Source organism: Ruegeria sp. H8, assembly GCF_056532905.1.
In genome coordinates, this window is record NZ_JBQFNY010000007.1 from 1 (window position 1) to 25,060 (window position 25,060).

Genomic DNA, 25,060 nt, shown 5'->3' on the forward strand with positions numbered 1-25,060 from the left:
GAGAAGCGTTGAAAGACAAAGGGATACGCGCCTGCATCCCCGGGCGAAAGCAGCGAAAGACGCCTGTCGAGTACGACAAGCGCAGATACAAGCGGCGAAACCGCATTGAGATTATGTTTGGCAGGCTTAGGGATTGGAGGCGCGTGGCGACACGCTGTGACCGTTGTCCCAAGGTCTTCCTATCAGCCATCGCACTCGTAGCAAACTTAATTTACTGGTTATGAATCCTGACCTAGCCTGAGCCCAAAATTGCTTCAATCTTTGACAGGGTTGCGGAGTTCACTGCAACTCCCGCTTTGCTTGACGAAAGCCGGCTCTTGCGGCGGCCATCACCTGGCAGATGCGCGCCGTCCTGAGATCTGATCGACTCAACCAGAGTTGCCATGGCGTTTGAAAACAAACCTGCGGACGACGCCACGGGATCAATCGCAATGAAGAACTGCCCCGTTTTCGGGGGGCCACCGGCCGTTCCGGAAAAAGGCGATGCGTTCAACCCAAGTGTCGATCCGGTAAGGGCTGCGGCCATGACTTCGGTCAGCAAAGCAACACCCACGCCCTTGTAGCCGCCCGAGGGAGCCATGCTGCCTTTCAGTCCAACGTCAGGATCCGTTGTCGGGTTGCCGTCAGCGTCCAGCGCCCATCCGACGGGAATGGCCTTGCCTTCCCTTGCATGCTTCATCACTTCGCTTTTGGCGATGGTGCTGGCGCTCTGATCTATCAGCAGTGCGGGTTGACCATCTGTTCCCGGTGCAGCGATCGAGAACGGATTGGTCCCAACGACAGGTTTCGATCCGCCCGAAGGTGCGATGGATGCTGGCGCATTGGTGAACCCCAATCCGACCAGCCCTGCCTGGGCCAGCCGATACGTGTGATAGCCCAGCACACCGCAATTGTAGCTGTTTGTAATCGCCAATGCGGCGATGCCCTGTTCCTGTGCCGCAGGGATCAGCGCCTCGAAACCCAGATCAATGGCCGAATGTGCAAACCCGGTTTTGGCATCGACGCGGATGAGGCCCGGACGCGGGGTTTCAAGGGCAGGTTTTGCCTGACCGTCCACCTTGCCGCATTGAACATGCTCGCAATAGATCGGGATATACGCCAGCCCATGGCTGGCCACGCCGTCTGCCTCGGTCGCGGCTGTGGCAACAGCCAAAGGGCGTGCGTTTTCTTCGCTTGTGCCGGCGGCAACCAGCGCATTGAATGACAGCTCTTCGATTTCGGCAAGCGAGAGGGTTCTGGTTTCGGTCATCGGGTGGTCCTTCAATCGTTGTCTGACAAGCCTGAACCAGCGCCAAGCAGTCGGGATTCTTCAGTTGCGGGGGCATAGGTGCGATGCGCCACAGTGTTGAGGAATTGCCACGCCCCCGGATCCGGGTCAGCGCGGCTGTGCATGGAACGGGTGGGTCTGATGCGGCCGGTTTCGGTTATCCCGACGCGATTTGCCCTCTCCATTCCGAAATCTTCACAGCTGAGATGAACACCATCAGTGGTCGCTGAAACCCCGTCCAATGTGATTTCCAAAGTCGATTTCCGCTTTTTCGCCATGGTGGCGACAAAGGGCAGCAACAGAAGAGGAGCGGCAACATTGGAAATCAGAACTTTGCCTTGCGACAGGGCGTCCGGGAAATCTGATAATGCCGATCCGGTCATAAGGGGACACAGATCCCGGGCGCCGGACCACATGCCGTCCCGGGCCTCTGGGATGTGATGTTCCAGGTGCGGCGCAAATTTCTGCTTAAGCAACTGGGCCAGGATCGCAGGCCCGTCAAACCCCTGGACGCACAGCCATCGGGTTGCTTTCGCAGCTTCTTCCGCCACACCCCAGGCATATCCAGCCCCACGGGTTGCGCGTTTGGCGGTGGCTTCCACTTCGTTCAACGAGAAGGTCATTGCGCAACCTCCGGATAAACCCAAAGATCGGCGTTCGCGGTGTTCAGCTCTTCCGGGTAGGGCGCGCCCGCATACATGCAGATACGCACCCACCGATCCGAACGCGGGTCGAAATGCGTCGCCCCAAAGAAGGACAGTTTGGCGCGCAGCATATCAATGGGCATCACCTGCGCGCTGATCGTGTTGTCTCGAATTTCACCGTAGGGAGCGATACGGCTGATTTGCGCGCGGCGCACGCTGTGGCGGTGTTCCGGATGGCGCAACAGAAACTCTGCTATCGGAGCGTCATCTGGCCAGTTCTGCAACGCTGCGAAAGCCAAGGTTGCATCCCGCGCCGGTGCAAGAGGTTGTTCATAATCCGAGATCGGCTCTTCGAACCGCTCGCCCAGCCGGGGTTCCAGCTTTTCTTCGGATACGTACCAGGCCCGCGCGCAGTTTTCGGCGGCGGCCCAATCAAGGTTCAAAGCCCAATCAAAGCTGTTCCGGATCAACGCACGCACCGCTGATACCGGCATGGTCCCATCAATCACCTGTGCAGAGGCGTCGGTGTCTGCCATGCAGCTCGCAAGCCCGTCAACAAGCGCGCCGTAAGGTTCAAGGATCAAAGAGGCCAGCAGCTCCTGACCTTCTTCGGTCAGCGCGGTTTCGGACCAAAGGATCAGACGGTTCCAGGGGTGATTCTGTGTCAGATCATCCTTGGCCAGGTATTTTTCGATTTCTTGCAGATCCGAATTCAGCGCCGCCAGCTTTTCCATCTGCACCGGGTGTTCAGATCGCCACCAGGCGATTGACCGTTTGCAGCGTGCAAAGACATCGCAAAAGACACGTGCCTCATCCGCCGAAGCCACATCAATGGACCGAACGCGCGAGATCGCCTCCTCGCGCACTATGATCCAGTTGTTGAACAGTACCGGGTGATTGACGATGAACGGTGCCATACCCAGGCCGGTCGAATTCCCGATACCCAGCCAGCGCGCGATGTCCGGATCAAGCTCTGCGGTCTGGTCTCGGCCTTTGACCCATGCCATGTGCTGTACCAGATCGCGCACAAAGGCGCGGGTCAGATAGACCGACAGCATCTCGATCTGGAACGGACCGCTGACTTCGGACCGGCCGGCTGTCTTTTCGCGGTCCGCCGCGCCGAATTTGCCCGAACCATAAACGGCCGTGGTCCGCATCAGATAGCCGACCTTGTAGATCTGTTCGAGGTCGGGTTGCCGTCCCGCAGCAAGCTGATCCACCACATGAGCCCAAAGCCGTACGGAACGGTTCGCCCGCGACAGGGACAGTTCGGCTTCGCTGACGCGTCCGGCTTCTTGCAACGGAACATTCTGCGACAGACGGTCGATATCGTCCGCCGTTGGAATGCCGTCAAACAAGGTAAAGGTGGTATCCCAAGCCTCGGCAATCACCCGGTCCGATCGTTGTTCGGGCGGCAGGTCATGGGCAAAGGCGACCAGCGAATAGGCCCGATCGGGGCCTTGCGCGGTATAGACCGCATGGCCCACACCCTTGTTGTCAATTTCGAACGCGGGGCGCGAAAAGCTCCAGTTTTCTTCGGCCATGCGACGCGTCAGCTGCCGCATAAAGCTGAGCCGACATTGGTGCAACGATCCCAAACGTGACAGCCGCATGACCGTGGATGGGTCACGTCTGGCGATCTCTGTCTGCGCGTGTGGTTCCATTTGGTTACCTTTGTGGGACGAAGTTCTCGGCAAAGAACCGATACCAGTTCCCGCCCATGATCCCGGCCACTTCGTCATCGTTCAGGCCGGTCGCGCTTAACCCTTTTTCGATGTTGCCAAAGTCCCGGTTGTCCTGAAACCAACCCGGCATCGGTGGGAATCCCGGCGCCGAGGCCGAGCCTTCGCCATAGTCGATCTCTTTTGTCCAACGCCCCACACGCATCCATTCCACGACGCTGTCGGGCTGATCCTGACACAGGTCGGTACCGATCCCCAGATGTTCGGCCCCGTATTTGTCGGCAGTGCGGGCGATCATTTCGCAGAAGCTCTCCAGCGTGCAATCGGACTTGTCTTTCAGGTGGTGAGGGTAGACCGAAAAGCCCAGCATCCCACCTTTTTCCGTTACCGCGCGGATGACGTCATCGCGCTTGTTGCGCAGGGCCGGGGACCATTCGTGCGGATTGGCATGTGTAATCGCGATGGGCCGGTCCGAGATTTCAGCCGCCTCGATCGTGGAACGGTCTGCCGAATGGCTCATGTCGACCACAAGGCCCACGCGGTTCATCTCTTTGATGACCTGCTTGCCCATGCGGGTGATGCCGGTGTCTTCGGCCTCGTAGCAACCGGTCGCCAGCAGGGATTGGTTGTTGTAGGTCAGTTGCATGAACCGGGCGCCCAGATCGTGCAGGATTTCGACCAGCCCGATATCGTCTTCGATGGGCGAAGGGTTCTGAAATCCGAAAAACACGGCGGTCCGGCCCGTTTCGCGCGCCGTGTCGATATCGCTGGCCCACCGGCCTTTCATGATCAGATCCGGGTACTGCTCGAACCAGCGGTTCCATTTCTCGAAATTCAGAACCGTCTCGCGGAAATTCTCATGATATGCGATGGTGACGTGGATCGCGTCCACGCCCCCTTCGCGCAACTGGCGGAAGATCTTTTCCGACCAGTTGGCATATTGCAGGCCATCAATCCGCATCAGACAGGGCCTGCGCTGATATAGGCGGTTTTGACGGTCGTGTAGAATTCAGCCGCCGCCTTTCCCTGTTCGCGGGGTCCGTACGAGCTGTCGCCGCGGCCACCGAAAGGCACGTGGTAATCGGTACCCGCGGTGGGCAGGTTCACCGTCACCACCCCGGTGCGCGCGTTGCGGCGGAAATGGGTGGCACGGGCCAGTGATTTGGTCACGATGCCCGAGGTCAGGCCGAAATTGGTGTCGTTCACAACGCTCAGCGCCTCGTCATAGCTGCCGACCTTGATGACGCTGGTCAGCGGTGCGAACATTTCTTCGCGGTTGATGCGCATGTCGTTGGTAGTGTTCAGGAACACGCCCGGCGACATGTAGAAACCGTCATGGGGCATCTCCAGCCGCTGACCGCCACAGGCCAGCTCGGCGCCTTCGGTTTTGCCCAGTTCGACATAGGCAAGGTTTTCATTCAATTGCTGCTGGCTGACGACCGGACCCATCTGAACCCCGTCCTCCAGCGCGTGGCCGACCTTGATGGCCTGCGCACCGGCCACAAGCTTTTCGACGAAGGCATCATGGATACCGGCGTGGACGACCAGACGCGACGAAGCCGTGCACTTTTGACCGGTGCCGCCGAATGCCCCGCCCAGCGCCAGCGTCACCGCCAGATCCAGATCGGCATCATCCATGACGGCCAGCGCGTTCTTGGACCCCATTTCCATCTGCACCTTGGTCAGATTCTGGATCGCCGCGGCGGCAATGCCTTTGCCCACGGGCACCGATCCGGTGAAGGAAATCGCATTGACCTTGGGGCTTTCCACAAGGCGCTGACCGATGGAACGGCCCGAGCCCATCACCAGGCTGAACAGACCCTTGGGGATGTCTTGCCGCGCTATGATTTCGGTCAGGGCCGCGGCCGAGGCAGGGGTGATGTTGGCGGGCTTCCACACAACCGCGTTGCCATAGCAAAGCGCCGGGGCGATCTTCCACGAGGCCGTCGCGGTGGGGAAGTTCCACGGGCTGATGATGGCAACCACGCCAACAGCTTCGCGGCGCACGTCAATTTCGATGTCCGGGCGCACGGAATCGGCATTCTCACCGATCTGTCGCAGGCATTCGGCCGCATAGTAGGTGAAGAACTGACCGGCGCGGTAGACCTCGCCCTTGCCCTCGGCCAGCGGTTTTCCTTCTTCACGGCTGAGCAGAGTGCCGAGCTCCTCGGCGCGGGCCATCAGTTCGTTGCCGATGGCGTTCAGCACGGCCTGCTTGCGCTCCAACCCATAAGCCGCCCATTCCACCTGGGCCGCGCGCGCCTGATCCAGCGTTGTCTCAAGCTGATCAGCACTGGCCTGCGCGAACATGCCGACCAGATCGCTCAGATCCGATGGGTTGCGGTTTTCGATTTCGCTTTCGCCAGCCAGCCATTCGCCGGCAATCAGATTCAGTTTGGTCACGTCGGGCCCCAAATTCGCAAATTTCAGTTTGCGAAAGGATGGAACTTGCCGGCGACATCAGTCAAACTCAAATAACTTTAGAAAACTTCAGAAAGATTGAAGCATGGCCGTGAAAATTGAAATGCTGCGGTGCTTTTGCACCGTGGCCCAAACCGGAAATCTTGCCGAGGCAGCCAGCCGTTTGGGCCGCACGCAATCCGCGGTCTCAATGATGTTGAAACAATTCGAAGAGCATCTTGGCAAAAAACTGTTTGAAGGCGAACGGAAAAACCACCTTACACCGCTGGGTCAGCAAGTTCTTGAGCTTGCGCTCAAACAGGTGCGGGATTTTGACCAGGCCGTTCAGAATATTGAACTGGCGGCACAGGCCGAGCACGGGTTGATCCGTATCGTATCCGTGCCGTCCGTGGGGGCGTTGGTGTTTCCTGCCCTGCTGGATCATATGACGTCTCGCTTTCCCGGCCTGAAGATCGAGCTGCGCGACGGAGATTCGCAGCAGGTTCTGGATGCGGTCGCCGGGGACACGTCTGATATCGGCATAGCGTCCGGCCATTTTCCACTGAACGGGATCAGTGCAGAGCCGCTGTTTCAGGACCGTTTCGGCTTGGTTGCAGCGTCCGATCATCCGCTGATGACACGGGCGGAACCGCCAGCCATTTGCGATCTGGTGGCTCAGCCTTTCGTGCGAAACGCCTTGTGTGACTTTATCGAGTCCGCGCCTTTCCGAGAGATTTTGGACAGGGCCGAGGTCACCATTCACAACACGCATTCCCTGATCACGACTGTCAGGGCAGGCCAGTGGATCACGGTCCTGCCGCAGACCGTCGCGCAATTCATCCCGGACGCAGTCGCCTTTCGTCCGATTTCAGATTTGCCGGACAGGCGCGAGGTGTATCTATACGTCCGGGAAAGGTCGCGATTCCGAGAAATCTCGGAAGTCTGCCGTTCATTTGTCCTGTCGAGTGGATTTGGAAATTCAAGCCTGTGAATGCATCAAAAGGGGATTAACCCTGCTCAAAATCACAAATTAATTTGGTTTTTGCAGACTCACGCCCGCTGCCATGCTAGGTTCTCGTTTGAAGTGGGGGACTTCAGAGGGGCGATATGTCTCAAGACCTGAGGGGCTGGTTGAGCGCAAATGGATTAAACGAGTACGCGCAGGCCTTCATTGATAACAAGATCGACTTTTCCATTCTGCCTGATTTGACGGCCGAGGATCTGATCGAAATCGGTGTGACCGCTGTCGGCGATCGTCGGCGGCTTTTGCGTGCCATCGAGCAACTTGATTCCTCGCAGATCGCCGCAGAGCCTGAACCCGCAGCGCCGCACGAACCTGCGCGGCGGCAGGTCACGGTGATGTTTGCGGACCTGACCGGGTTCACGAAAATGTCCAGCAAGCTGGATGCCGAGGATCTGCACGCGTTGCTCAATCAGTTCTTCAGCAAAGTGGACAATGTGGTCGAAAAATACGGCGGACGCATCGACAAGCATATCGGTGATGCGGTCATGGCCGTTTTCGGAGCGCCGATCTCACATACCAATGACACGGAAAGGGCAGCACGGGCGGCAGCTGAAATCCACGCGGTTCTTCCGACGTTATCGCCGCCGCTGTCCTGCCATATCGGTATCTCTTCGGGTCAGGTCATCGCCAGTACGACAGGCAGCCAGTCGCATACGGAATATACGGTGACAGGAGATGGGGTGAATCTGGCGTCTCGGCTGACAGATATCTCAGGGGGCGGCGAGACTCTGGTCTCACATGACATTCAACGCGCGCTGGGCCCGTTGTTCGTGGGCGAATCCATCGGGGTCAAGGCGATCAAGGGGTTGAACGAGCCGGTTGAGGTCTGGCGTCTGGACCGGTTAGCCAGGAACATTCGGACCAGACGGCACAAATTCATCGGGCGCGAGCGCGAGATGTCGATTTTCTCGGCCACATTCGACCGATGCCAACGCCATGGAAAAGGTGAAGTGCATATCGTTCTGGGCGAACCCGGAATTGGAAAATCCCACCTGTCCGAGCAAGTGGCGGAACTGGCGACAAGCCTGTCCTACACGATCCACAACGGCGTTGTGATGGATTTCGGCGCGCGCGAAGGTCATTCAGCCATTCAGACCGTTGCACGCAGCATTCTGGGGCTTGAAGCGTCAGACGGGGCGGAAACCGGGGCGGCCGTTGCTAAAGAGGCCATTGCCAAAGGCTGGGTCAGCCCTTCCAACGCTGCGCATCTCAATGCTTTGCTTGAACTCGAGCAGGATCCGGGCCTGGCCGAGGTCTATGCGGTAATGGACAATAAGACCCGTCTGCGCGGGCGGCGTCAGGTGCTGGAGGAGCTGCTTTCCGCCAGCAGTCGGGAATCGCCCTTGCTTATTCAGATTGAAGACATCCACTGGGCGACGCCCGACATCCTGGCGGCGTGTTCTCATATCGCCGCGGTGACGCGGAACACGCCCTGTGTGTTGATGATGACCAGCCGGGCCGAGGGCGATCCGATCGACAGAGACTGGCAGATGGCCACGGATGGCGCGCTGGTGTCAAAACTGGAACTGGCACCGATGGGAGAAGAGCACGTCAGGCAACTGGTCGAAGAGTTCCGGGCCATCGATCGCGACTTGCTGGAAACCTGCGTCCAGCGCGCCGGTGGAAATCCGTTGTTTCTGGAACAGCTGTTGCGAAACACCGATGTGCTCAAACAGGAAACTGTGCCGGGCAGTATTCAGGGTATCGTTCAGTCGCGATTGGATGCACTGGATCGCGCCAGTCGAACCGCCATTCAGGCGGCATCGGTTCTGGGTCAACGGTTCTCGCCCGAAGTTCTGAATTTTATTCTGGGTGAAGGGCATCTGGACACAAGCAACCTGATCCGCTCGGCGTTGATCCGAGAGGCAGGGCCCGATTTCATGTTTACCCACGCGCTGATCCGGGACGGGTCCTATGCAACATTGGTCAAATCCGAACGTGCCCGTCTGCACCGACAGGCGGCTCAGTGGTTCGAAGACAAGGATGCAACCTTGCGCGCCCAGCATCTGGACCGGGCCGGGGCCAATAACGCGGCACAAGCCTATCTGGAAGCAGCCGACAAATTGATTCAGGCCTTCCGGTTCGACGATGCCAGCCCGCTGATCGAGCGTGCTTTGGAATTGCCGTCCCCGGCGGGTGTCCGATTTGACCTGCTGTGCGCGCGGGGCGAAACCCATCGGTTGCAGGGGTTGTCAAACGAAGCTTTGGACGAGTTCAAAGACGCCGCCCGTTTGGCTGAAACAGACGAGCAAATCGCCCGGGCCCATATCGGGCTTGCGCAGGCGGCGCGGCAAGCAAGCCTGTATCAGGACGCGCTGGAAGCGCTCGACACGGCCGAGGCAGCAGCACAGCGCTGCGGGTCCGAGGAAGATGAGGCCCAGATAAGCTATGTGCGCGGCAACGTCTATTTCCCGCTGGGCCGGAACAAAGAAGCGCTGAAGGCCAACGAGCGGGCGCTCTCGCTTGCCCGCAAGCTGGAATCCCCGCGCCTTGAGGTTGGGGCGCTGAGTGGATTTGGCGACGCCAATTTCATGAAAGCCTCGATGAAGACGGCGGCGGGGTTCTATACCCAAGCCGCTGAAAGGGCGCGCGAAAAAGGGCTGGTTCGGGACCTTGCGGCCAATTTGCACAATCTCAGCGTGGCGCGCAGCTATACTGGGGATGTCGGGCAGGGCCGAGCAGATGCCAATGAGGCGATTGAAATCTCGCAGACCTATTTCGCCTTCGTTCCGGAATGTGTCGCGCAAACATGCCTTGGTGTGGCCGAGACCTTTCTGGGCAGCCTCGACCGTGCGCTGGAAGCCTTTGGGGTTTCTGCCGAAATCGCAGAGCGCGTGGGCGCAAAACGCCTTGAAGCGCAGGCGTTGGAACATCTGGCCAGAACGCAGGTTTATGCCGGCCAGGTTGGGCGCGCACGTGAAACCGGTCTGCGAGCGGTCGAAATTGCGCTTGAACATGGCCGCAACTTTGTTGGACCCAAGGCCCTTTCAGCCCTGGCGATGGCCGAAACGGACCCGGATGAGCAAACGCGCCTTTTGAAACTGGGTTCCGAGATCATCGCCGAGGGATGTGTCGGCCACAGCCATCTGCACTTTTTCCCCGATGCCAGCGCCGTCATGCTGGCGCGTGGTGATTGGGATGCCGCACTTGAATATGCGGAAGGCCTTGCCGCGTTCACCAGGAACGAGCCGTTGCCGATGGTTGACTTGTCCATTCGTCAAACACGGTTGTTGGCCGAGAGCGGAAGGCAGAATACTCCACCGTCACAGCATAGCGGTTTTGCCGGTATGACCGAGCATTTTACCGCGATGGGCATTACCCAATCCTTGCTGGGCCGCGCGGATTTTCTGACCGGTTAGGCGGCAAGGCAGGAGGCTGAATGAGCGTCGAAAAAAAGGTTTGGCTTATCTCTGGCCTGCTGACCTTTGGGTTGGCCGCCTTGTTGCTCAAGCTTTGGATCGAACTGAACCATTTCGAGGAAGACCTGACGCAGCTGCCCGATCAGGCTTCGGTAGATGCGTATCTGTGCAGAATGGACGTGGCGCCGGACTATCGTTTGAGAACGGGGATTTTCATAAAGTCGTTCAGCTTTCTGGGCGCCAGTGACGTGCGGCTTACCGGCTATATCTGGCAGCACTACAAGGCAAAGGAACATGATGCGATCCTTCCCGCCGAAGGTGAGGTTGGATTTCTTCTGCCCGAAGCGGTCGATACGGCAAACGGCCTTGTTAAAGAGGCATACCGCTTGTCACAACCCGACGGCGTCTTGATTGGTTGGTATTTTGAACAAACCCTGCGCCAGAGCTTCGACTACACCAGCTATCCCTTCGATCACAAAACGGTTTGGGTGCGGTTCTCGCCCGCTTCTTTCAAGGTCAATATCGCGCTGGTTCCTGATTTCGAGGCTTATCCGGCAACCGGACCGGATGACATTTTCGGGATCGACAACCGGATCGTGATGGGCACGTGGGAGCGAGAAAACACCTATTTCGACTACAAGCTGTCGAAACTGGATACGACGCTGGGCATCCGGCAGAACGCTTACCAGACCAACACGCCCGAGTTGCATTACAACTTCGTCATCAAACGCAATTTCGCAAACGCGTTCATCGTTCACATGATCCCGTTGCTGGTCGTGGTGATGCTGCTGTTCGGTGCGGTCATGACCGTCACGCGCCGCGAGGGTCTGGTAGAGCGGCATGACTTCAGCACGTCCAGCGTGATCGGCACCTGTTCGGTTCTGTTCTTCGTGATCCTGCTGGCCCATGTGCAACTGCGCGAAGGATTCGCCGGATCGCCCGTGATCTATATGGAGTCGTTCTTTTTCCTGATGTATTTCATGCTGTTGGCGGTTTCGATCAACACGTACCTTTTCGCGTCAGAGGCGGTGCCGTCGCTGCGGATCATCCATTATCGGGACAACCTGATTCCCAAGGCCAGTTTCTGGCCCTTCGTGCTGCTGTGCATGGTGGCGATCACGGCCTATAACCTCAGCATCAAGGACAGCGCGGAACCGCCACCGATCAGCACGCGGGAGTGTTAGGCCACGGGTTCAAACCCGGGTTTGGGTTCGCCTTGCGCCATATCCAGCGTGTAGTCGCTCACCACTTCGGACGTACCCTCGCGCCAGCTTTTCAGGTATTTTTCCGGATCCGCGATCACATAGGCATATGCGGGTTTCATCGCCCCGTCGATGACGACGTTGATTTTCTTGCGCACATAGACATTCTCGGGTGAGCCGGGGCCGTGATACCCTTCCAGCCTGTCCAGTTCGCGGAGACCGGATTCGGTGACACGGTAGACCTCTCCACCCACTTGCTTGCCCATCCCCTGCTGATCCACAAGGGTTGCCATGCGATGCAGATACCCACAGTTGGGATTGTCGCAGAATGGTTCCTTCGGGATGATCAGGGGCATCGGTTGCCGGGTGCGCGCCATTCCCACGAAGTCGTTAAGAACTTTGCTGTGTGCGTCATGATTGGGGAAGCCCTGCTTCAGGGACCCATAGGTGAAATACAGGTAGGAGGGTTCTTTGACGGCCACGAAGCTTTCGTCACGCCCCTGTTCAGGGTCTGCCATCTTCAGGTTGTGATCTTGCGCCCAGGCGTCCAGCATGGAACGGATTTCCGGTTCGATCTGCATGCCCTGAACGAATTCGATGCACGGGGTCGCATCCATGTCTTCAGCCCGCAGCAGGATTTCCACCATCTTCGGTGCCTTGTTCATCACCGCCACATGCAATGCGGTGAACCCGTGATCGTTGACAATGTTGACGTCGATATCCCTGTCGATCAGGTCTTGGGCGGCCTCATAATCCGGCTTGCCCAGATCATGGCCGCTTTCGCCCAGTTCGCCTTCACCGCCCGCTGCATAGTGCAACAGTGAATCTCCATGGGCCTCGTCCACGATGTTGACGCCCACGACCCCTTCGTCGATGGCGCGGAACACGCGCTTCCATTCGTTGATGTCGTCGGCGGCAGCGGCTTCGCGCGCCCATTTGCAGACGCGATACTTTTGGTCGTCCAATTCCTCGAACGCATCCGCCAAAGCTTCCATGATCTGGTCCGGCGTTGCCATCATGCCGATGCCCATTCGGCCGTTCGACAGGCGACCTTCGCGCGGTCCGACGAAATCGACCCCAAGCGTCTTAAGCTTGTCGACGTTGTTCTGCGTGGTGATATTGTTCCACATATTTGTATTGCACGCGGGACAGAGGATCACTGGTTTCTTCTGGTATTGCCAAGCCACGAAGACCGAGGTCAAAAGATTGTCGGCGATGCCATTGGCAACTTTACCCATCGTGTTGCAGGTGATGGGGGCCACGATGACGCAATCTGCCCAGTCACATAGTGCCAGATGCGAGGCGCGCACCGGCATGTCGAAATTCAAATAGCGGAAATTCCACTCGTCATCGTCGCGGTAATAGTCATTGTGGGTGATTTTGGCGTCGATCCGTTCGGCACCGAAATCCCGAAAGAACTTCTCGGCCGAAACAGACGGGATCAGTTTCACGTTATGCCCCGCGTCGACAATACGTTCGACAAGCTCGGGGATCTTGTCCGCCGCCGACGACCCGCAGGCGCAGAGCAATACGTTTCGCTTTCCGGCGTTTACTTGATTCATCACCCCCTTGGGGTAGCCGAACGGGTTCTTCTCAAGGCTTGGGGTTTCATTCAGTTCGGATACCGGCAGCCCTTCCTTGCGCATCCTGGCCTGCAATTCACCGGCCTGGATCATGTCTACGATGTCTTCCAGCTTTTCACTTTTGCTGATGCATTTCCCTTTGAAAAACAAATACGGCACGTCCGGTCTTTCGCCCAGCGTCACCAGTTGCCGCCGCATCCTGATCATATTGGGATCGCGCCCGCCCACGTCGATCTGCTTGACGGTCGTTGCCCCGATATTCGAAAGAATGCTGCGCAGCATATAGGACCACGGGTCTTCGTCCTCGTAGAACAGAACCATCGTATTGTGCTTGATGATGCTGGCAACATCGCTTGGGTTTTCGGGCGGTTCGACCTCTTCGATCACCAACAATGCAGGGTCTTCGAGATCCCGCAGACCACGGAAAATGTTGCCCCGCGGCGCTTGCCAGACCTGCGAGGTTGCCGGACTCATATCGACTATGGTCACAACGTCTTCATCCTCGTCATAGTCTATGCACAGGCACCAGAACTCTTCGAGCAACGCAGTTTCCCGGAACACGTTGTCCGGCGGGCGGATCGCCTCGATCCCGGTGACGCGATTGAAGTCGATGTTGATCATCAGGTGGCGATTGCTGTCGGGGGTCAGGCTTTTCAACTGCGCCTTGAACCAGTCTTCGGGGGTTTGGATTGATTTGTCGTCGCGGGTCTCAAAGCTCTGGAACGAACTGCTCAGATGCAGGTTCTCGGATTGTCTGATATACTTTTCGACCATGTCGTGCATGTCTTTGGCGGTGGCGACCCGGCGGACAGTATCCGTGAACGACACCTGGGCCGCCCGCAGCAACTCGTCCTCGTCCACCCTGTAGTCGCCGTGAATGGCGAGGCTTTCCACCAAAACGCCTATCGAGTTCATGTTGGGGGTCGCCCGGCGGAACAGGTTGCGGCGTTTCTTGGGGTCTTTCGCCAGGTAACGTGTGCTGTCGACGTAATTGCACCGCTGCTTGAAGGTCTTCAGGTGCGTCTTGACCGCGGCCCGTGCCGAAAACCGCAAAAGGCCGCGGGACCGCATCGAGGTTCCGTCACGATCCGACATGGCGTGCCACAACCGTTCGACGGTTGTCACCCAAAGCTTGCCGTATTTCTCAGGGTGCACATCCATCATATGCACCAGCCCCGTGCTTGGATTACACTTGGCGATGACGGCAAAATGGCCGCCGGGCATAGTCTCGTTGCCATGGGCAAGACCGACCTGGAAATTCGCCACCAGAATGTCGTTGTCACCGCCCAGCCGGTTGGATTCGTCGATCGCCTCAAGCAGCAGCGGCACACTGGTTGTGTCTGCGTCCATGAAATAGGCCTGAACCTGAACCCTCTCGCGCAGCCCCTGCGTGTGAATGTAGGTGCAGGCGACGTCAAAAAGCTCGCCCAGCGAGATTCCGTCGTTCACGACAAAGGACGAGGGCAATGCGCATTCGCGGAAGATGTCATTCACTTCGCAGCTGAACCCCAGCGCCGACATGCTGAGAGCGGCCGCCGTGACACTGCAACAATTGATTGGCTGCTGAAAATTCTGCAACTGAACGCTGACCAGATCACCAAACATCGTTGCAAAACAGGGTTGCCGGACGCTCTCTGGTATCTGAAGCCAGTTCTGGCTGGATAGATACGCCAACCGGGTTCCATCCAGCGCAAGCGCTTCAAGGCTGACAGGGATATCCGAGATCTGAAGGTGTTCTTCATAGAAGTAATCACCGACATCCGCGCTGGCCAATGGGTTCCCGTTCTGGCGCAACTGAACCACGCCACGCAGCACGATATACATGCCGTTCGCTGGCAGAACCGCGTTTCCGGTCACCTCGATACATTCGAATTGTGGGTTGATGACGGCTGGGTCGGCGATCTGAGCCTTGCCCGGAAGAACATCATATATCATCTTCCAGTCTGCGTCGCTTGGGGTGTAAGGTCTGGATTTGGAAATTTGATCTATGGTCACAACTGTGTCCCCCCGGAGTTGCGTTGCAATATTTCAATCTTCGGTCAGCCAGTGCCTCTGGTTCTTCGAAGCTCGGACACCGGTCATTCAGAATAAAAGACCTGCCTGCTTTCCGTGCTTGATCCTGGCAAGGGCCGTGTTGCTGATGAAAAAGTATGAACAAAATGGCCCAATTGGCTGCACAGTATCCGATATTTGAATAAAAATCACGAGTGCAGTTGCAGCGGCGGCTGCTGCCTTGCGTGGCAGAACACCTGCCATCGGTGATTTGGATTGCGCGGGTCAAAGGTGTCTGCCTTCGGGCAGACAATCTGTGAAGGGCTTTGGGGATCAGTCGAGGAAAAGGTAATCCAACTGCATGATGGCTTGGGCTTTGTCTTCACCAACCCCAAGAAACTTGGCAATAACCGCTTCATTGTCGACGCGCGGGGCCGTTTCCCGCAGGCGCAGGTAATTGTCCAGCCGGGCGGCGCGGATCCGTTCGGATTCATAGCCCAGATCGTTGCGAAGGGTCGGCAGCAAGGAAGCAACGGTTTCCGTTGGGCTGTTGTCTCCGGCCAGCCCGACGCGACGCGCGTGGCCGATCAGATAGTCGTCCGAGTATTCGCATTCGATCTCAAGCACGTGGGTTTTGGCCTGGTCGCCGCAGAAATCCTCGAGCGTGTCAAGATTGGCCGGGTCAAGGCACAGCACCAGCTGATCCGACCCGAAACTGTCGAACAACAGGCGCAGAACGGCGCGCCGGTGACGAGAGCGCTTGGTCAGTGTGGATTCGATCCCGCCCAGGTCCGGCAGCAACGTATTTTCTTCGTTGAACAGGTATTCTACGCAAGGAATACCCGTTTCAGATGCGATCTGATCGACGAGACGTTTGGCGACATGCCATTTCTTGCAGACGATCACGAACAGTTCCCGTTCCGGGCCGAGTACGCTTCCGGCTTCCCAGAAGCGTTGTCCGAACCGGCGGCCGATACGCCCGCGACCGGTGAGAAACGCGTACAGATTGCGCCCCTCGTTCGAGATCGGGAAATCGACACCCTCACTTGCATAGAGCGAGCCGAGCCGGGCCTTCAACTCATGCGCCTCGGCGCTGATCTTGCGGGCGAACAGATAATCCTGGCCCAGCAACATGTCATAGTGGTCATTGTAGAACGTGACCGGCATTCCATAGTCCGAGAACATCAGGAATGTCGGCGTTCGGTTTTCAATCTCGTTTTTTGGGATCAGGTGACGCACCAGCGTCTGAAAGAAGGTTTCATCAGGGATCCACGTGGTCGAAAAAAAACGGATCACATCCCGGCGCTGACGCAGGAAATCCAGAATCATTTCGACGGTTCTACGACGCAGGCACCACCATTGGCTGCCAATCATCATCTGAATGTCCTGGGGGATGTCCCGCGTCAGACCGAGGCGCTTTTGCAATTCATAGGCGGCATAGAACCGCTTGGACTGCGTGCGCTCGTTGAAGTAGTGGCGATAGATCAGCCGGTCTTCCTTCATGCCGGTCTTGATCCAGTTGCTTTCAAAGAAATCGTGACTTTCGATGAAATCCTTGTCGTGATCGTCGAGGTAACGGTGCGTGTATTCAGCGGTTTTGATCGCCATGCAGTCACCCGACAGCATGTAGAAATGTGTGGCGCGGGGGAAATTTTCCACGGCGGCTTCCAGGGCGTTCAGCGTGGCCCGGACCAGCGACCATTCTCCCCAGCCGCATCTGACGCGTTTTTTTGCAAAGGTCACATTGGGGTTCTGATCCAGTGCGGAACGAATGCGCTCATAGGCTTTGGCGCTGGCGCTGGCGTCAAAATGGATGGCCATGCAATCGCCGACAGCGGTCAGTTGTTCGGCCTGTGCAATGATGGCTTCAGGGTCCTTGTGACACAGCAATATATAGGCGACTTTTGCCATTGAGATTACGCAATATCCGTTTCTGCCTGATTTCAACCGTGATACTGAGGATGAACGATTGAATAAACAGAATAATTTTGGTTCTTTGTAACCAAAAGCTGGCGTATCGGATCGAGACCTGGCCAGCGGAGGAGGCGCAGCAGATGGGGTTTCCCGGTACCTGGATGACCGAGAGCGAAAGCATGGTGTACCGCGTGGTGCCCAAATGTGCCTGCTCGACCATTGGTCAGATCATGTATTTCTCGGATCATGGTCAGTTCTTCGACGGTGACATCCATGATGCCAAGGACGGCATGCACAAATGGGCATTTGATCAGAGCCAGGAGCTGATCTCGAACAATGTGCGCAATCACGCGTCCTATTCGTTCACTTGCGTGCGCAATCCCTACACCCGCATCCTCAGCTCTTTCTTTGACAAGATCTGTGGCATTCAGCGCAACGGCAAGAGATACCGCGGCAATCTGGTGCCGACGCTGATCTATAACTACGGGATCGAAGTGGGCGGCGACGACGGCAAGGGAGAGTTTGACCAGATCGCCAGCTTCCGCCGGTTTCTGCTGTTTGCACGTGATACGATCCGGTGGCGGCGCCCGATGGACCCGGACATTCACTGGTCTGCGATGTCAGGCCACGTGTCCACTTTCATCGTGAACGGCGGTCACTATGACCGGATATTCTGGACAGAAGCGTTCAATGACGGGATGCAGGATGTTCTGGACAGTGTCGATCTGAAGCACCCGGTCAAACTGTCCGAGATTCCACGGTTCAATGAATCCGAAGGGCACGGGCCAAAACGTGCGCATCCGGTCGAGGACTACTTTGACGATCTGTCAATGCATCTGGTCTACGAGATCTACAAGCAGGATTTCGAGCTGTTCAAATACGACTTCGAAAACCCGGCGAACAAGATGCCGATCGGTGAAATCGATCTGGATGAAATCCACGCCAAATTGGGCGACTGACGGTGGGGTGCTCCTGCCCGTCGTCGATATTTCTTGCGAAACATCTCCTCCGGTTGGGCCCGGCGCCGCGCGTTGCGCGGCGCCGGGCCCAAGGCCAAACGTGGCATCAGCGAAGCTGATGGTGCGATTTGGGCGTGGGAGCTCTTGAGGGCGGTTGATTACCCGGCTCGCCGCCTCGGCAAGCCGGTCGCGCAGGTGCTTAGACTTGACGCACAGCCCCTTTTGCTGCGCTTGTCGTCAGCTTGGCATAGGCCTTGAGCGCGGTTGACACCTTGCGCTTGCGCGGTGCGGCGGGCTCCCACCCCTTTGCGTCCTGTTCTTCGCGGCGGGTGGCCAGCTCTTCATCCGAAACCGCCAGATGAATGGTGCGGTTGGGGATGTCGATCTCGATCGTGTCGCCATTCTGAACCAGACCGATCTCACCGCCTTCGGCCGCTTCGGGTGAGACGTGGCCGATCGACAGGCCTGATGTGCCGCCCGAGAAACGGCCATCGGTCAGCAACGCGCAGGCTTTGCCAAGTCCTTTGGACTTCAGATATGACGTCGGATATAGCATTTCCTGCATCCCCGGGCCACCGCGCGGGCCTTCATAGCGGATGACGACCACATCGCCTTCTTTCACCTTGCCCGTAAGAATGTCGTTGACCGCCTGATCCTGACTTTCGCACACGTAGGCCGAGCCGGTGAATTTCAGGATATTGGCGTCCACGCCAGCAGTTTTCACGATACAGCCGTCGCGGGCGATATTGCCGAACAGAACGGCCAGACCACCATCCTGGCTGAACGCGTGTTCTTTCGAGCGGATCACGCCGCCTTCGCGGTCGGTGTCCAGTTCCTTGTACCGGTTGGACTGGCTGAACGCCTGTGTGGTGCGCACCCCGCCGGGGGCGGCCTTGAACAGCTCCTGCGCCTTTGGATTGTTGGCGACCTTGATGTCCCAGTTGGCGATCGCTTCACCCATTGTGGCCGAATGTACCGTGTTGCATTCCTCGTGCAGCAGGCCTGCGCGGCTGAGCTCTCCGAGGATCGAGAAGATACCTCCGGCGCGATGGACGTCTTCCATGTGCACATTTTCGGTGTTGGGCGCGACTTTGCACAGGCAGGGAACGCGGCGGCTCAGGCGGTCCATGTCGGACATGGTGAAATCGACGCCACCCTCATGCGCGATGGCCAGCAGATGAAGCACCGTATTGGTGGACCCGCCCATGGCGATGTCGAGGCTCATGGCGTTTTCGAATGCTTCGAAGGTGGCAATCTCGCGTGGGAGAAAACCTTTTTCGTCTAGGTCATAATGGCGCTTGGTGATCTCGACGATGCGGCGGCCTGCCTCAAGGAACAGCTCTTTGCGGTCGGCATGTGTCGCCAGTGTCGAGCCGTTGCCCGGCAGGGCCAGGCCCAACGCTTCGGCCAGACAGTTCATCGAGTTCGCAGTGAACATGCCAGAACAGGACCCGCAGGTCGGGCAGGCATTCTCTTCGATGTGTTGAACCTGTTCGTCGGTGAATTTGTCGTCCGCCGCGGCGACCATGGCGTCGACGAGGTCGATTTTCTTGGCATCCAGATCTGCGATATCGATCTTGCCGGCCTCCATCGGCCCGCCCGAGACAAATATGGCAGGGATGTTCAGGCGCATCGCGGCCATCAGCATGCCGGGGGTGATCTTGTCGCAATTCGAGATGCAGACCATGGCGTCGGCACAATGCGCGTTGACCATGTATTCGACCGAATCCGCAATGACTTCGCGCGAGGGCAGCGAATACAGCATCCCGTCATGGCCCATTGCGATGCCGTCATCCACCGCGATCGTGTTGAATTCTTTTGCGACGCCACCGGCGGCCTCGACCTCGCGCGCAACCATCTGACCCAGGTCCTTTAGGTGGACGTGACCGGGCACGAACTGGGTGAACGAGTTGACGATGGCAATGATCGGTTTGCCAAAATCATCGTCTCCCATGCCGGTGGCGCGCCAAAGGCCGCGTGCGCCAGCCATGTTGCGGCCGTGGGTTGAGGTTCTGGATCGGTACAATGGCATGATGCTGTTTCCCTGTTGCCTCGGGTTGCATGTCTTGGGGTTCGTACGTTATAGCGCACGTACCACATGTGCGCTATAACGCACAAGAGGATTCGCGGGACGACGAGATGAACTCTGACGATATAACGCTGAAACTGCGAGACGTGCGTGCGGCATCGGGCCTGAGCCTGTCGAAAGTGGCCGAGATGACGGGCGTGAGCAAAGCCATGCTGGGGCAGATCGAGCGCGGCGAATCCAGCCCGACCATCGCAACGCTGTGGAAAATTGCCAAGGGGTTTCAACTGCCGCTCAGTGCGTTGATCGATACGGTGAACGGGGACCCTTCGGTTTTTCAGACCGTAACTTTCCCCGGCACGATCGAGGTCAAGATCGTCTTTCCATTCGATCCCGCTCTGGGGGCCGAGACGTTCCACGTCAACCTCAAGCCGAACCAAAGCCACGATTCGCCCGCCCACGCGACAGGCGTGACCGAGGAGGTCTTTGTTCTGAACGGCACGCTTGAGATCCTGCGCGGAGACGAGTGGGTTTCCCTACAGGCCGGGCAGGGGTTGCGTTTCGCGGCCGATCTTCCGCACGGATATCGCGCCGGTCCAACGGGGGCGGCCTTTCTGAACATGCATCATTACGCCCAACACACCGAATTTGTAGAGAACGGCAAGGCCCATTCATGACCGCATTTTTCGACAGCCTGACCATCGTCGACGCCATCGGCTCTTTCGGGGCTCTGATCGTGGTCGCCGCGTATTTCGCAACACAGATGCGAATGATGAACTCGGATGATCTGGCCTTTCCCGTGATCAACCTGCTGGGCTCGGTGCTGATCGTCTATTCCCTGCTCCAGAACTTCAATCTCGCATCAATGTTGATCGAAGGGTTCTGGATTCTGATCAGCCTCATTGGGATTATCCAACATTTCCGCCTGCGCAGCGCCAAGTGAGCGCTATCCAGCCTTGAACCCCTATGCCGCCGGGTATAGGGAAAAATCAAGCGCGCTTAGGGGAGGCTTTGATGCAGGACGATCCAAAAACCGTCGTATCCACCGAATGGCTGGCCGCGCATATGAAGGATCCGGATCTGCGGATTCTGGACGGGTCGTGGTACTTGCCCGCGCAAAATCGTGATGCACGGGCGGAATATGACGCAGGCCACATCCCCGGGGCGCGGTTCTTTGACATAGACGAGATATCAGACCACCGTTCCGACTTGCCGCATATGGCGCCTCCGGCCGAGAAATTCATGTCGCGCCTGCGGGCGATGGGTGTGGGCGACGGTCATCAAGTCGTGGTTTACGATGGTGCTGGGCTGATGTCGGCTGCGCGCGTCTGGTGGCTGTTCCGTCTGATGGGGCAGGAAAACATCGCAGTTCTGGATGGTGGATTCCCCAAATGGCAGGCGGAAGGGCGCGAGGTCGAAGACCTGCCGCCAGTCATCCGTGATCGTCATATGACCGTCCGGGTGCAAAATCAGCTTGTTCGGGATGTCACGCAAGTTTCCGCCGCCGCCAAGCTGGGTGATCATGAGATCATCGACGCCCGCTCTGCCAGCCGGTTTTCCGGGGCCGAGGCCGAACCGCGCGAGGGGCTGCGCTCGGGGCATATTCCGGGTTCACGCAATGTCCCCTTTGGCCAGTTGCTGAACGCCAATGGTACCATGAAGTCGCCGGAAGAGTGCCGCGCCATATTCGAGGCCGGGGGCGTCGATCTGTCGAAACCGGCGATCACCTCGTGCGGGTCTGGCGTGACCGCCGCGATCCTCAGCCTTGCGCTTGAACGCATGGGCAAGAAAGACCACTCGCTTTATGACGGCTCATGGGCTGAATGGGGCGCCTTCCCGACCCTGCCCGTCGCAACCGGAGAGACCTGATGTTCGAGAACCTGAAACCGCAGCCTGCCGACAAGATCCTGGCGCTGATGCAGATGTACCGCGAAGACCCGCGTGATCAGAAGATCGACCTGGGCGTTGGCGTCTACAAAAACGCGGAAGGTATCACCCCGGTCATGCGCGCCGTCAAAGCGGCCGAGCAGCGCGTCTGGGAAGAGCAGGAAACCAAAGCCTATACCGGGCTGGCCGGCGACCCGGCCTATGCGGATGCGATGATCGGGCTGATCCTCGGCACCTCGGTTCAACGCGGCAACATCGCCGCCGTGGCGACACCGGGCGGCACCGGCGCCTGCCGTCAGGCCTTCGAGATGATCCGTATGGCCAACCCGTCGGCCCGCGTCTTCGTGTCGAACCCGACATGGCCGAACCACTTGTCGATCCTGAACTACCTGGGGATCGAGACGGTTCCATACCGCTATTTCGATGGTGACACACGTGGCGTCGATTTCGACGGCATGATCGAAGACCTGAAGACCGCCAAGGCGGGTGACGTGGTTCTGCTGCACGGTTGCTGCCACAACCCGACCGGCGCCAACCTCAACATGGTTCAATGGCAGGAGGTCGTGAACCTGATCAACGCACTTGGCCTCGTTGCGATGATCGACATCGCCTATCAAGGCTTCGGCGACGGTCTGGAAGAGGATGCGCAAGCAACACGTCTGGTCGCGTCTTCGGTCAAGGAATGCCTGATAGCGGCGTCATGCTCGAAGAATTTCGGCGTGTATCGCGAACGCACCGGTTTGCTGATGGCCATCAGCGCCGATGCCGGGCAGACCGCTTTGAACCAGGGTACATTGGCATTCCTGAACCGCCAGAATTATTCCTTTCCGCCCGACCACGGCGCACGTGTTGTGACCACGATCCTGATGGACGAAGCCCTGCGCGCCGACTGGATGGCAGAACTGGAAGAGGTGCGCCTGTCGATGCTGGGCCTGCGTCGCCAACTGGCCGACGAACTCCAGCGTCTGAGCGGCTCGGACCGCTTTGGTTTCATCGCCCAGCACCGCGGCATGTTCTCGCGCTTGGGTGCGGCCCCGGAGTTGGTCGAGAAGCTGCGCGTTGAACACGGCATCTACATGGTTGGCGACAGCCGCCTCAACATCGCCGGTCTGAACGCCAACACCGTTCCGATCCTTGCACAGGCGATTGTCGACGTCGGCGTCTGATTTTCAGGCATTGCCAAACAAAAAAACCCGGGCATTCGTGCCCGGGTTTCTTGTTTGGGTGGAGGTGGGCTCAGCCTTTCGAGAATTCGGGATAGGCTTCCATGCCCAGTTCGCCCATGTCGAGCCCGTTGATCTCTTCTTCCTCGCCCACCCGCAGGCCGACGGTGGCCTTGAGGATCGAGAACAGGATGAAGCTGACCACGAAGACGAAGATCCCGATGGCTGCGAAGCCGATGATCTGGGTCACGAAGGACGCATCACCGTTGGTCCATGCCACGATGAAGGTGCCCCAGAAGCCTGCGATCAGGTGAACCGGGATGGCGCCGACCACGTCATCAATCTTCATCTTGTCCAGCAGCGGCACGGTGTAGACCACGATCACGCCGCCGATGCCGCCGATGATCAGCGCCTGGAACAGCGACGGTGCCAGCGGTTCGGCGGTGATCGAGACCAGCCCGGCCAGCGCGCCGTTCAGAACCATGGTCAGGTCGACCTTGCCATACATCACCTGTGTCAGGATCAGGGCGGCGACGGCACCGGCGGCGGCGGCCATGTTGGTGTTGGCGAAGATACGGCTGATGTCGGCCATGTCACCGATCGTGCCCATGGCCAGCTGCGAGCCGCCGTTGAAGCCGAACCAACCCAGCCACAGGATGAACGTCCCCAGGGTTGCCAGCGCCAGGTTCGAGCCGGGGATAGGCACAACTTTGCCTTCCTTGTTGTATTTACCGATGCGCGGGCCCAGTACGATGGCACCGGCCAGAGCTGCGAAGCCACCTGCGGCGTGAACCAGGGTCGAACCGGCGAAGTCGCTGAAGCCCATCTCGGACAACCAGCCGCCACCCCACTGCCAGGACGCTTCGATCGGGTAGATGATGCCTGTCAGGACGATCACGAAAAAGAAGAAGGGCCACAGTTTGACGCGCTCGGCCATGGTGCCCGATACAATGGACGCGGTGGTGGCGCAGAACATCAGCTGGAAGAAGAAGTCCGATCCGACGGACGCATATGACAGGTCGGTTTCGACACCTGCTAGACCAACCGGTTCCAGTGAGGTTGGCGAGAACGCGCCCAGAATGCCGGTGATGGTCCAGCCGTCGCCCGGATACATCAGGTTGAAGCCCACCAGCCAATACATGATGGCTGCAAAGGAAAACAGGCCCATGTTCTTGATCAGCTGCATGGCAACGTTCTTGGAACGCACCAGGCCGGCTTCGAGCATGGCAAAGCCCGCGGCCATCCAGAATACCAGAAAACCGCCGACCAGAAACAACAGCGAAGTCAGGATGTATTGCGTATGCTGCGCAGTCTCGCCGGTGGCCTCTTGCGCCAGGCCCATCTGCGGCAGCGCGACGATCGCCGCGGCAGGAATGAGAGATTTCATCAGGTTCATGTTCAGTCCTCGAATGATTGTCGGTCGCGGCGCTTACAGCGCCTCTTCGTTGGTTTCCCCGGTCCGCACGCGCAGCGCCTGCTCGACATCGAGGACGAAAATCTTGCCGTCGCCGATCTTTCCGGTCTTGGCGGTTTTGGTGATGGTCTCGACGATCTGGTCGGTCATCGCGGCAGGCACCACGATTTCCAGCTTGATCTTGGGCACGAAGTTCACCGCGTATTCGGCCCCCCGATAGATTTCGGTGTGGCCGGATTGCGAGCCGAAGCCCTTGATCTCGGTCACCATCATGCCGCGCACGCCGGCCTCGGTCAGTGCTTCGCGCACCTCCTCCAGCTTGAACGGCTTGATTGTCGCAATGATCAGTTTCACGTCTTTCCCCTCTGGTTCTCCGGTGGAACCGGTTTGTTTGCACCTGCAGAAAAATGCGCGACTGATCGTGGTAAGAAACGGCTCTTGAGGGCCAAAGGATCGCCAAACGGCGAAAAGTTGCACATTATTTGCACAAAATAGGCACGCTGATTAAATAATAGGCAGTATTGTGAGGGGAAATTTCGGAAAT

19 protein-coding genes are annotated in these 25,060 nt (G+C 58.2%); 9 read left to right on the forward strand and 10 right to left on the reverse strand.

Annotated elements, in window-relative coordinates; translation table 11 throughout:
- Positions 1-224 (forward strand): transposase (locus ACR0A2_RS15560; RefSeq protein WP_480835953.1); only part of this gene is annotated, 224 nt, incomplete at its 5' end.
- 8 nt (positions 225-232) lie between these two features.
- On the opposite strand, the gene ACR0A2_RS15565 is transcribed toward ACR0A2_RS15560, so the two are convergent.
- The 5 genes from ACR0A2_RS15565 to ACR0A2_RS15585 are packed head-to-tail and all read right to left on the reverse strand — an operon-like array spanning position 233 to position 5,996.
- The gene (locus ACR0A2_RS15565) at positions 233-1,249 is read right to left on the reverse strand and encodes an Ldh family oxidoreductase (protein ID WP_152459696.1); all 1,017 of its coding nucleotides are present in this window, start codon (positions 1,247-1,249) and stop codon (positions 233-235) included.
- Between the two features lie 11 nt (positions 1,250-1,260).
- A complete protein-coding gene (locus ACR0A2_RS15570; protein ID WP_480835956.1) occupies positions 1,261-1,890 on the reverse strand; it encodes a DUF3726 domain-containing protein in 630 nt (209 codons plus the stop codon).
- Complete coding sequence (locus ACR0A2_RS15575) at positions 1,887-3,575, reverse strand: hypothetical protein (protein WP_480835958.1); 1,689 nt, start codon at positions 3,573-3,575, stop codon at positions 1,887-1,889. The genes ACR0A2_RS15570 and ACR0A2_RS15575 overlap by 4 nt, the downstream gene beginning before the upstream one ends.
- 4 nt (positions 3,576-3,579) lie before the next feature.
- Complete coding sequence (locus ACR0A2_RS15580; protein WP_480835960.1) at positions 3,580-4,554, reverse strand: membrane dipeptidase; 975 nt, start codon at positions 4,552-4,554, stop codon at positions 3,580-3,582.
- Positions 4,554-5,996: an aldehyde dehydrogenase family protein gene (locus ACR0A2_RS15585; protein WP_480835962.1), complete on the reverse strand. Its 1,443-nt coding sequence runs from the start codon at positions 5,994-5,996 to the stop codon at positions 4,554-4,556. The genes ACR0A2_RS15580 and ACR0A2_RS15585 overlap by 1 nt, the downstream gene beginning before the upstream one ends.
- Positions 5,997-6,099: 103 nt before the next feature.
- Between ACR0A2_RS15585 and ACR0A2_RS15590 the strand changes: the two genes are divergently transcribed.
- The 3 genes from ACR0A2_RS15590 to ACR0A2_RS15600 all read left to right on the forward strand — a co-directional run bounded on the left by ACR0A2_RS15590 (position 6,100) and on the right by ACR0A2_RS15600 (position 11,560).
- On the forward strand, positions 6,100-6,984 hold the full coding sequence (locus ACR0A2_RS15590; RefSeq protein WP_480835964.1) for a LysR family transcriptional regulator: 885 nt from the start codon (positions 6,100-6,102) through the stop codon (positions 6,982-6,984).
- Between the two features lie 116 nt (positions 6,985-7,100).
- Complete coding sequence (locus tag ACR0A2_RS15595) at positions 7,101-10,376, forward strand: adenylate/guanylate cyclase domain-containing protein (protein ID WP_480835965.1); 3,276 nt, start codon at positions 7,101-7,103, stop codon at positions 10,374-10,376.
- Positions 10,377-10,396: 20 nt separating this feature from the next.
- On the forward strand, positions 10,397-11,560 hold the full coding sequence (locus ACR0A2_RS15600; protein ID WP_480835967.1) for a hypothetical protein: 1,164 nt from the start codon (positions 10,397-10,399) through the stop codon (positions 11,558-11,560).
- Here the strand turns inward: ACR0A2_RS15600 and ACR0A2_RS15605 are convergent.
- Together ACR0A2_RS15605 and ACR0A2_RS15610 are read right to left on the reverse strand one after the other, a co-directional pair.
- Positions 11,557-15,156 carry a flavoprotein gene (locus ACR0A2_RS15605; protein WP_480835969.1) on the reverse strand — a complete coding sequence of 1,200 codons (3,600 nt, stop codon included), beginning with the start codon at positions 15,154-15,156 and terminating at the stop codon, positions 11,557-11,559. The genes ACR0A2_RS15600 and ACR0A2_RS15605 overlap by 4 nt on opposite strands.
- 330 nt (positions 15,157-15,486) lie before the next feature.
- Positions 15,487-17,064: a DUF5928 domain-containing protein gene (locus tag ACR0A2_RS15610; RefSeq protein ID WP_480835971.1), complete on the reverse strand. Its 1,578-nt coding sequence runs from the start codon at positions 17,062-17,064 to the stop codon at positions 15,487-15,489.
- Between the two features lie 143 nt (positions 17,065-17,207).
- On the opposite strand from ACR0A2_RS15610, the gene ACR0A2_RS15615 reads away from it, so the two are divergent.
- Positions 17,208-18,026 carry a sulfotransferase family protein gene (locus tag ACR0A2_RS15615; RefSeq protein WP_480447158.1) on the forward strand — a complete coding sequence of 273 codons (819 nt, stop codon included), beginning with the start codon at positions 17,208-17,210 and terminating at the stop codon, positions 18,024-18,026.
- Between the two features lie 199 nt (positions 18,027-18,225).
- Here the strand turns inward: ACR0A2_RS15615 and ilvD are convergent, their stop codons facing one another.
- Entirely contained in the window at positions 18,226-20,058 is a 1,833-nt protein-coding gene (gene ilvD / locus ACR0A2_RS15620) for a dihydroxy-acid dehydratase (protein WP_480447159.1), read from the reverse strand.
- A 107-nt stretch (positions 20,059-20,165) separates the two neighbouring features.
- Here ilvD and ACR0A2_RS15625 point away from each other — a divergent pair, with 107 nt between their 5' ends.
- The 4 genes from ACR0A2_RS15625 to ACR0A2_RS15640 all read left to right on the forward strand — a co-directional run bounded on the left by ACR0A2_RS15625 (position 20,166) and on the right by ACR0A2_RS15640 (position 23,105).
- Entirely contained in the window at positions 20,166-20,729 is a 564-nt protein-coding gene (locus ACR0A2_RS15625) for a helix-turn-helix domain-containing protein (protein ID WP_480447160.1), read from the forward strand.
- On the forward strand, positions 20,726-20,995 hold the full coding sequence (locus ACR0A2_RS15630) for a CBU_0592 family membrane protein (RefSeq protein WP_152459709.1): 270 nt from the start codon (positions 20,726-20,728) through the stop codon (positions 20,993-20,995). The genes ACR0A2_RS15625 and ACR0A2_RS15630 overlap by 4 nt, the downstream gene beginning before the upstream one ends.
- Before the next feature lie 71 nt (positions 20,996-21,066).
- Positions 21,067-21,921 (forward strand): 3-mercaptopyruvate sulfurtransferase, encoded by an 855-nt coding sequence (gene sseA / locus ACR0A2_RS15635; RefSeq protein WP_480835974.1) that lies wholly within the window; start codon positions 21,067-21,069, stop codon positions 21,919-21,921.
- Complete coding sequence (locus ACR0A2_RS15640; RefSeq protein ID WP_480447162.1) at positions 21,921-23,105, forward strand: amino acid aminotransferase; 1,185 nt, start codon at positions 21,921-21,923, stop codon at positions 23,103-23,105. The genes sseA and ACR0A2_RS15640 overlap by 1 nt, the downstream gene beginning before the upstream one ends.
- Positions 23,106-23,175: 70 nt before the next feature.
- On the opposite strand, the gene ACR0A2_RS15645 is transcribed toward ACR0A2_RS15640, so the two are convergent.
- Entirely contained in the window at positions 23,176-24,498 is a 1,323-nt protein-coding gene (locus ACR0A2_RS15645) for an ammonium transporter (RefSeq protein WP_171230246.1), read from the reverse strand.
- 33 nt (positions 24,499-24,531) lie between these two features.
- A complete protein-coding gene (locus tag ACR0A2_RS15650) occupies positions 24,532-24,870 on the reverse strand; it encodes a P-II family nitrogen regulator (RefSeq protein WP_152459713.1) in 339 nt (112 codons plus the stop codon).
- Between the last annotated feature and the right edge of the window lie 190 nt (positions 24,871-25,060).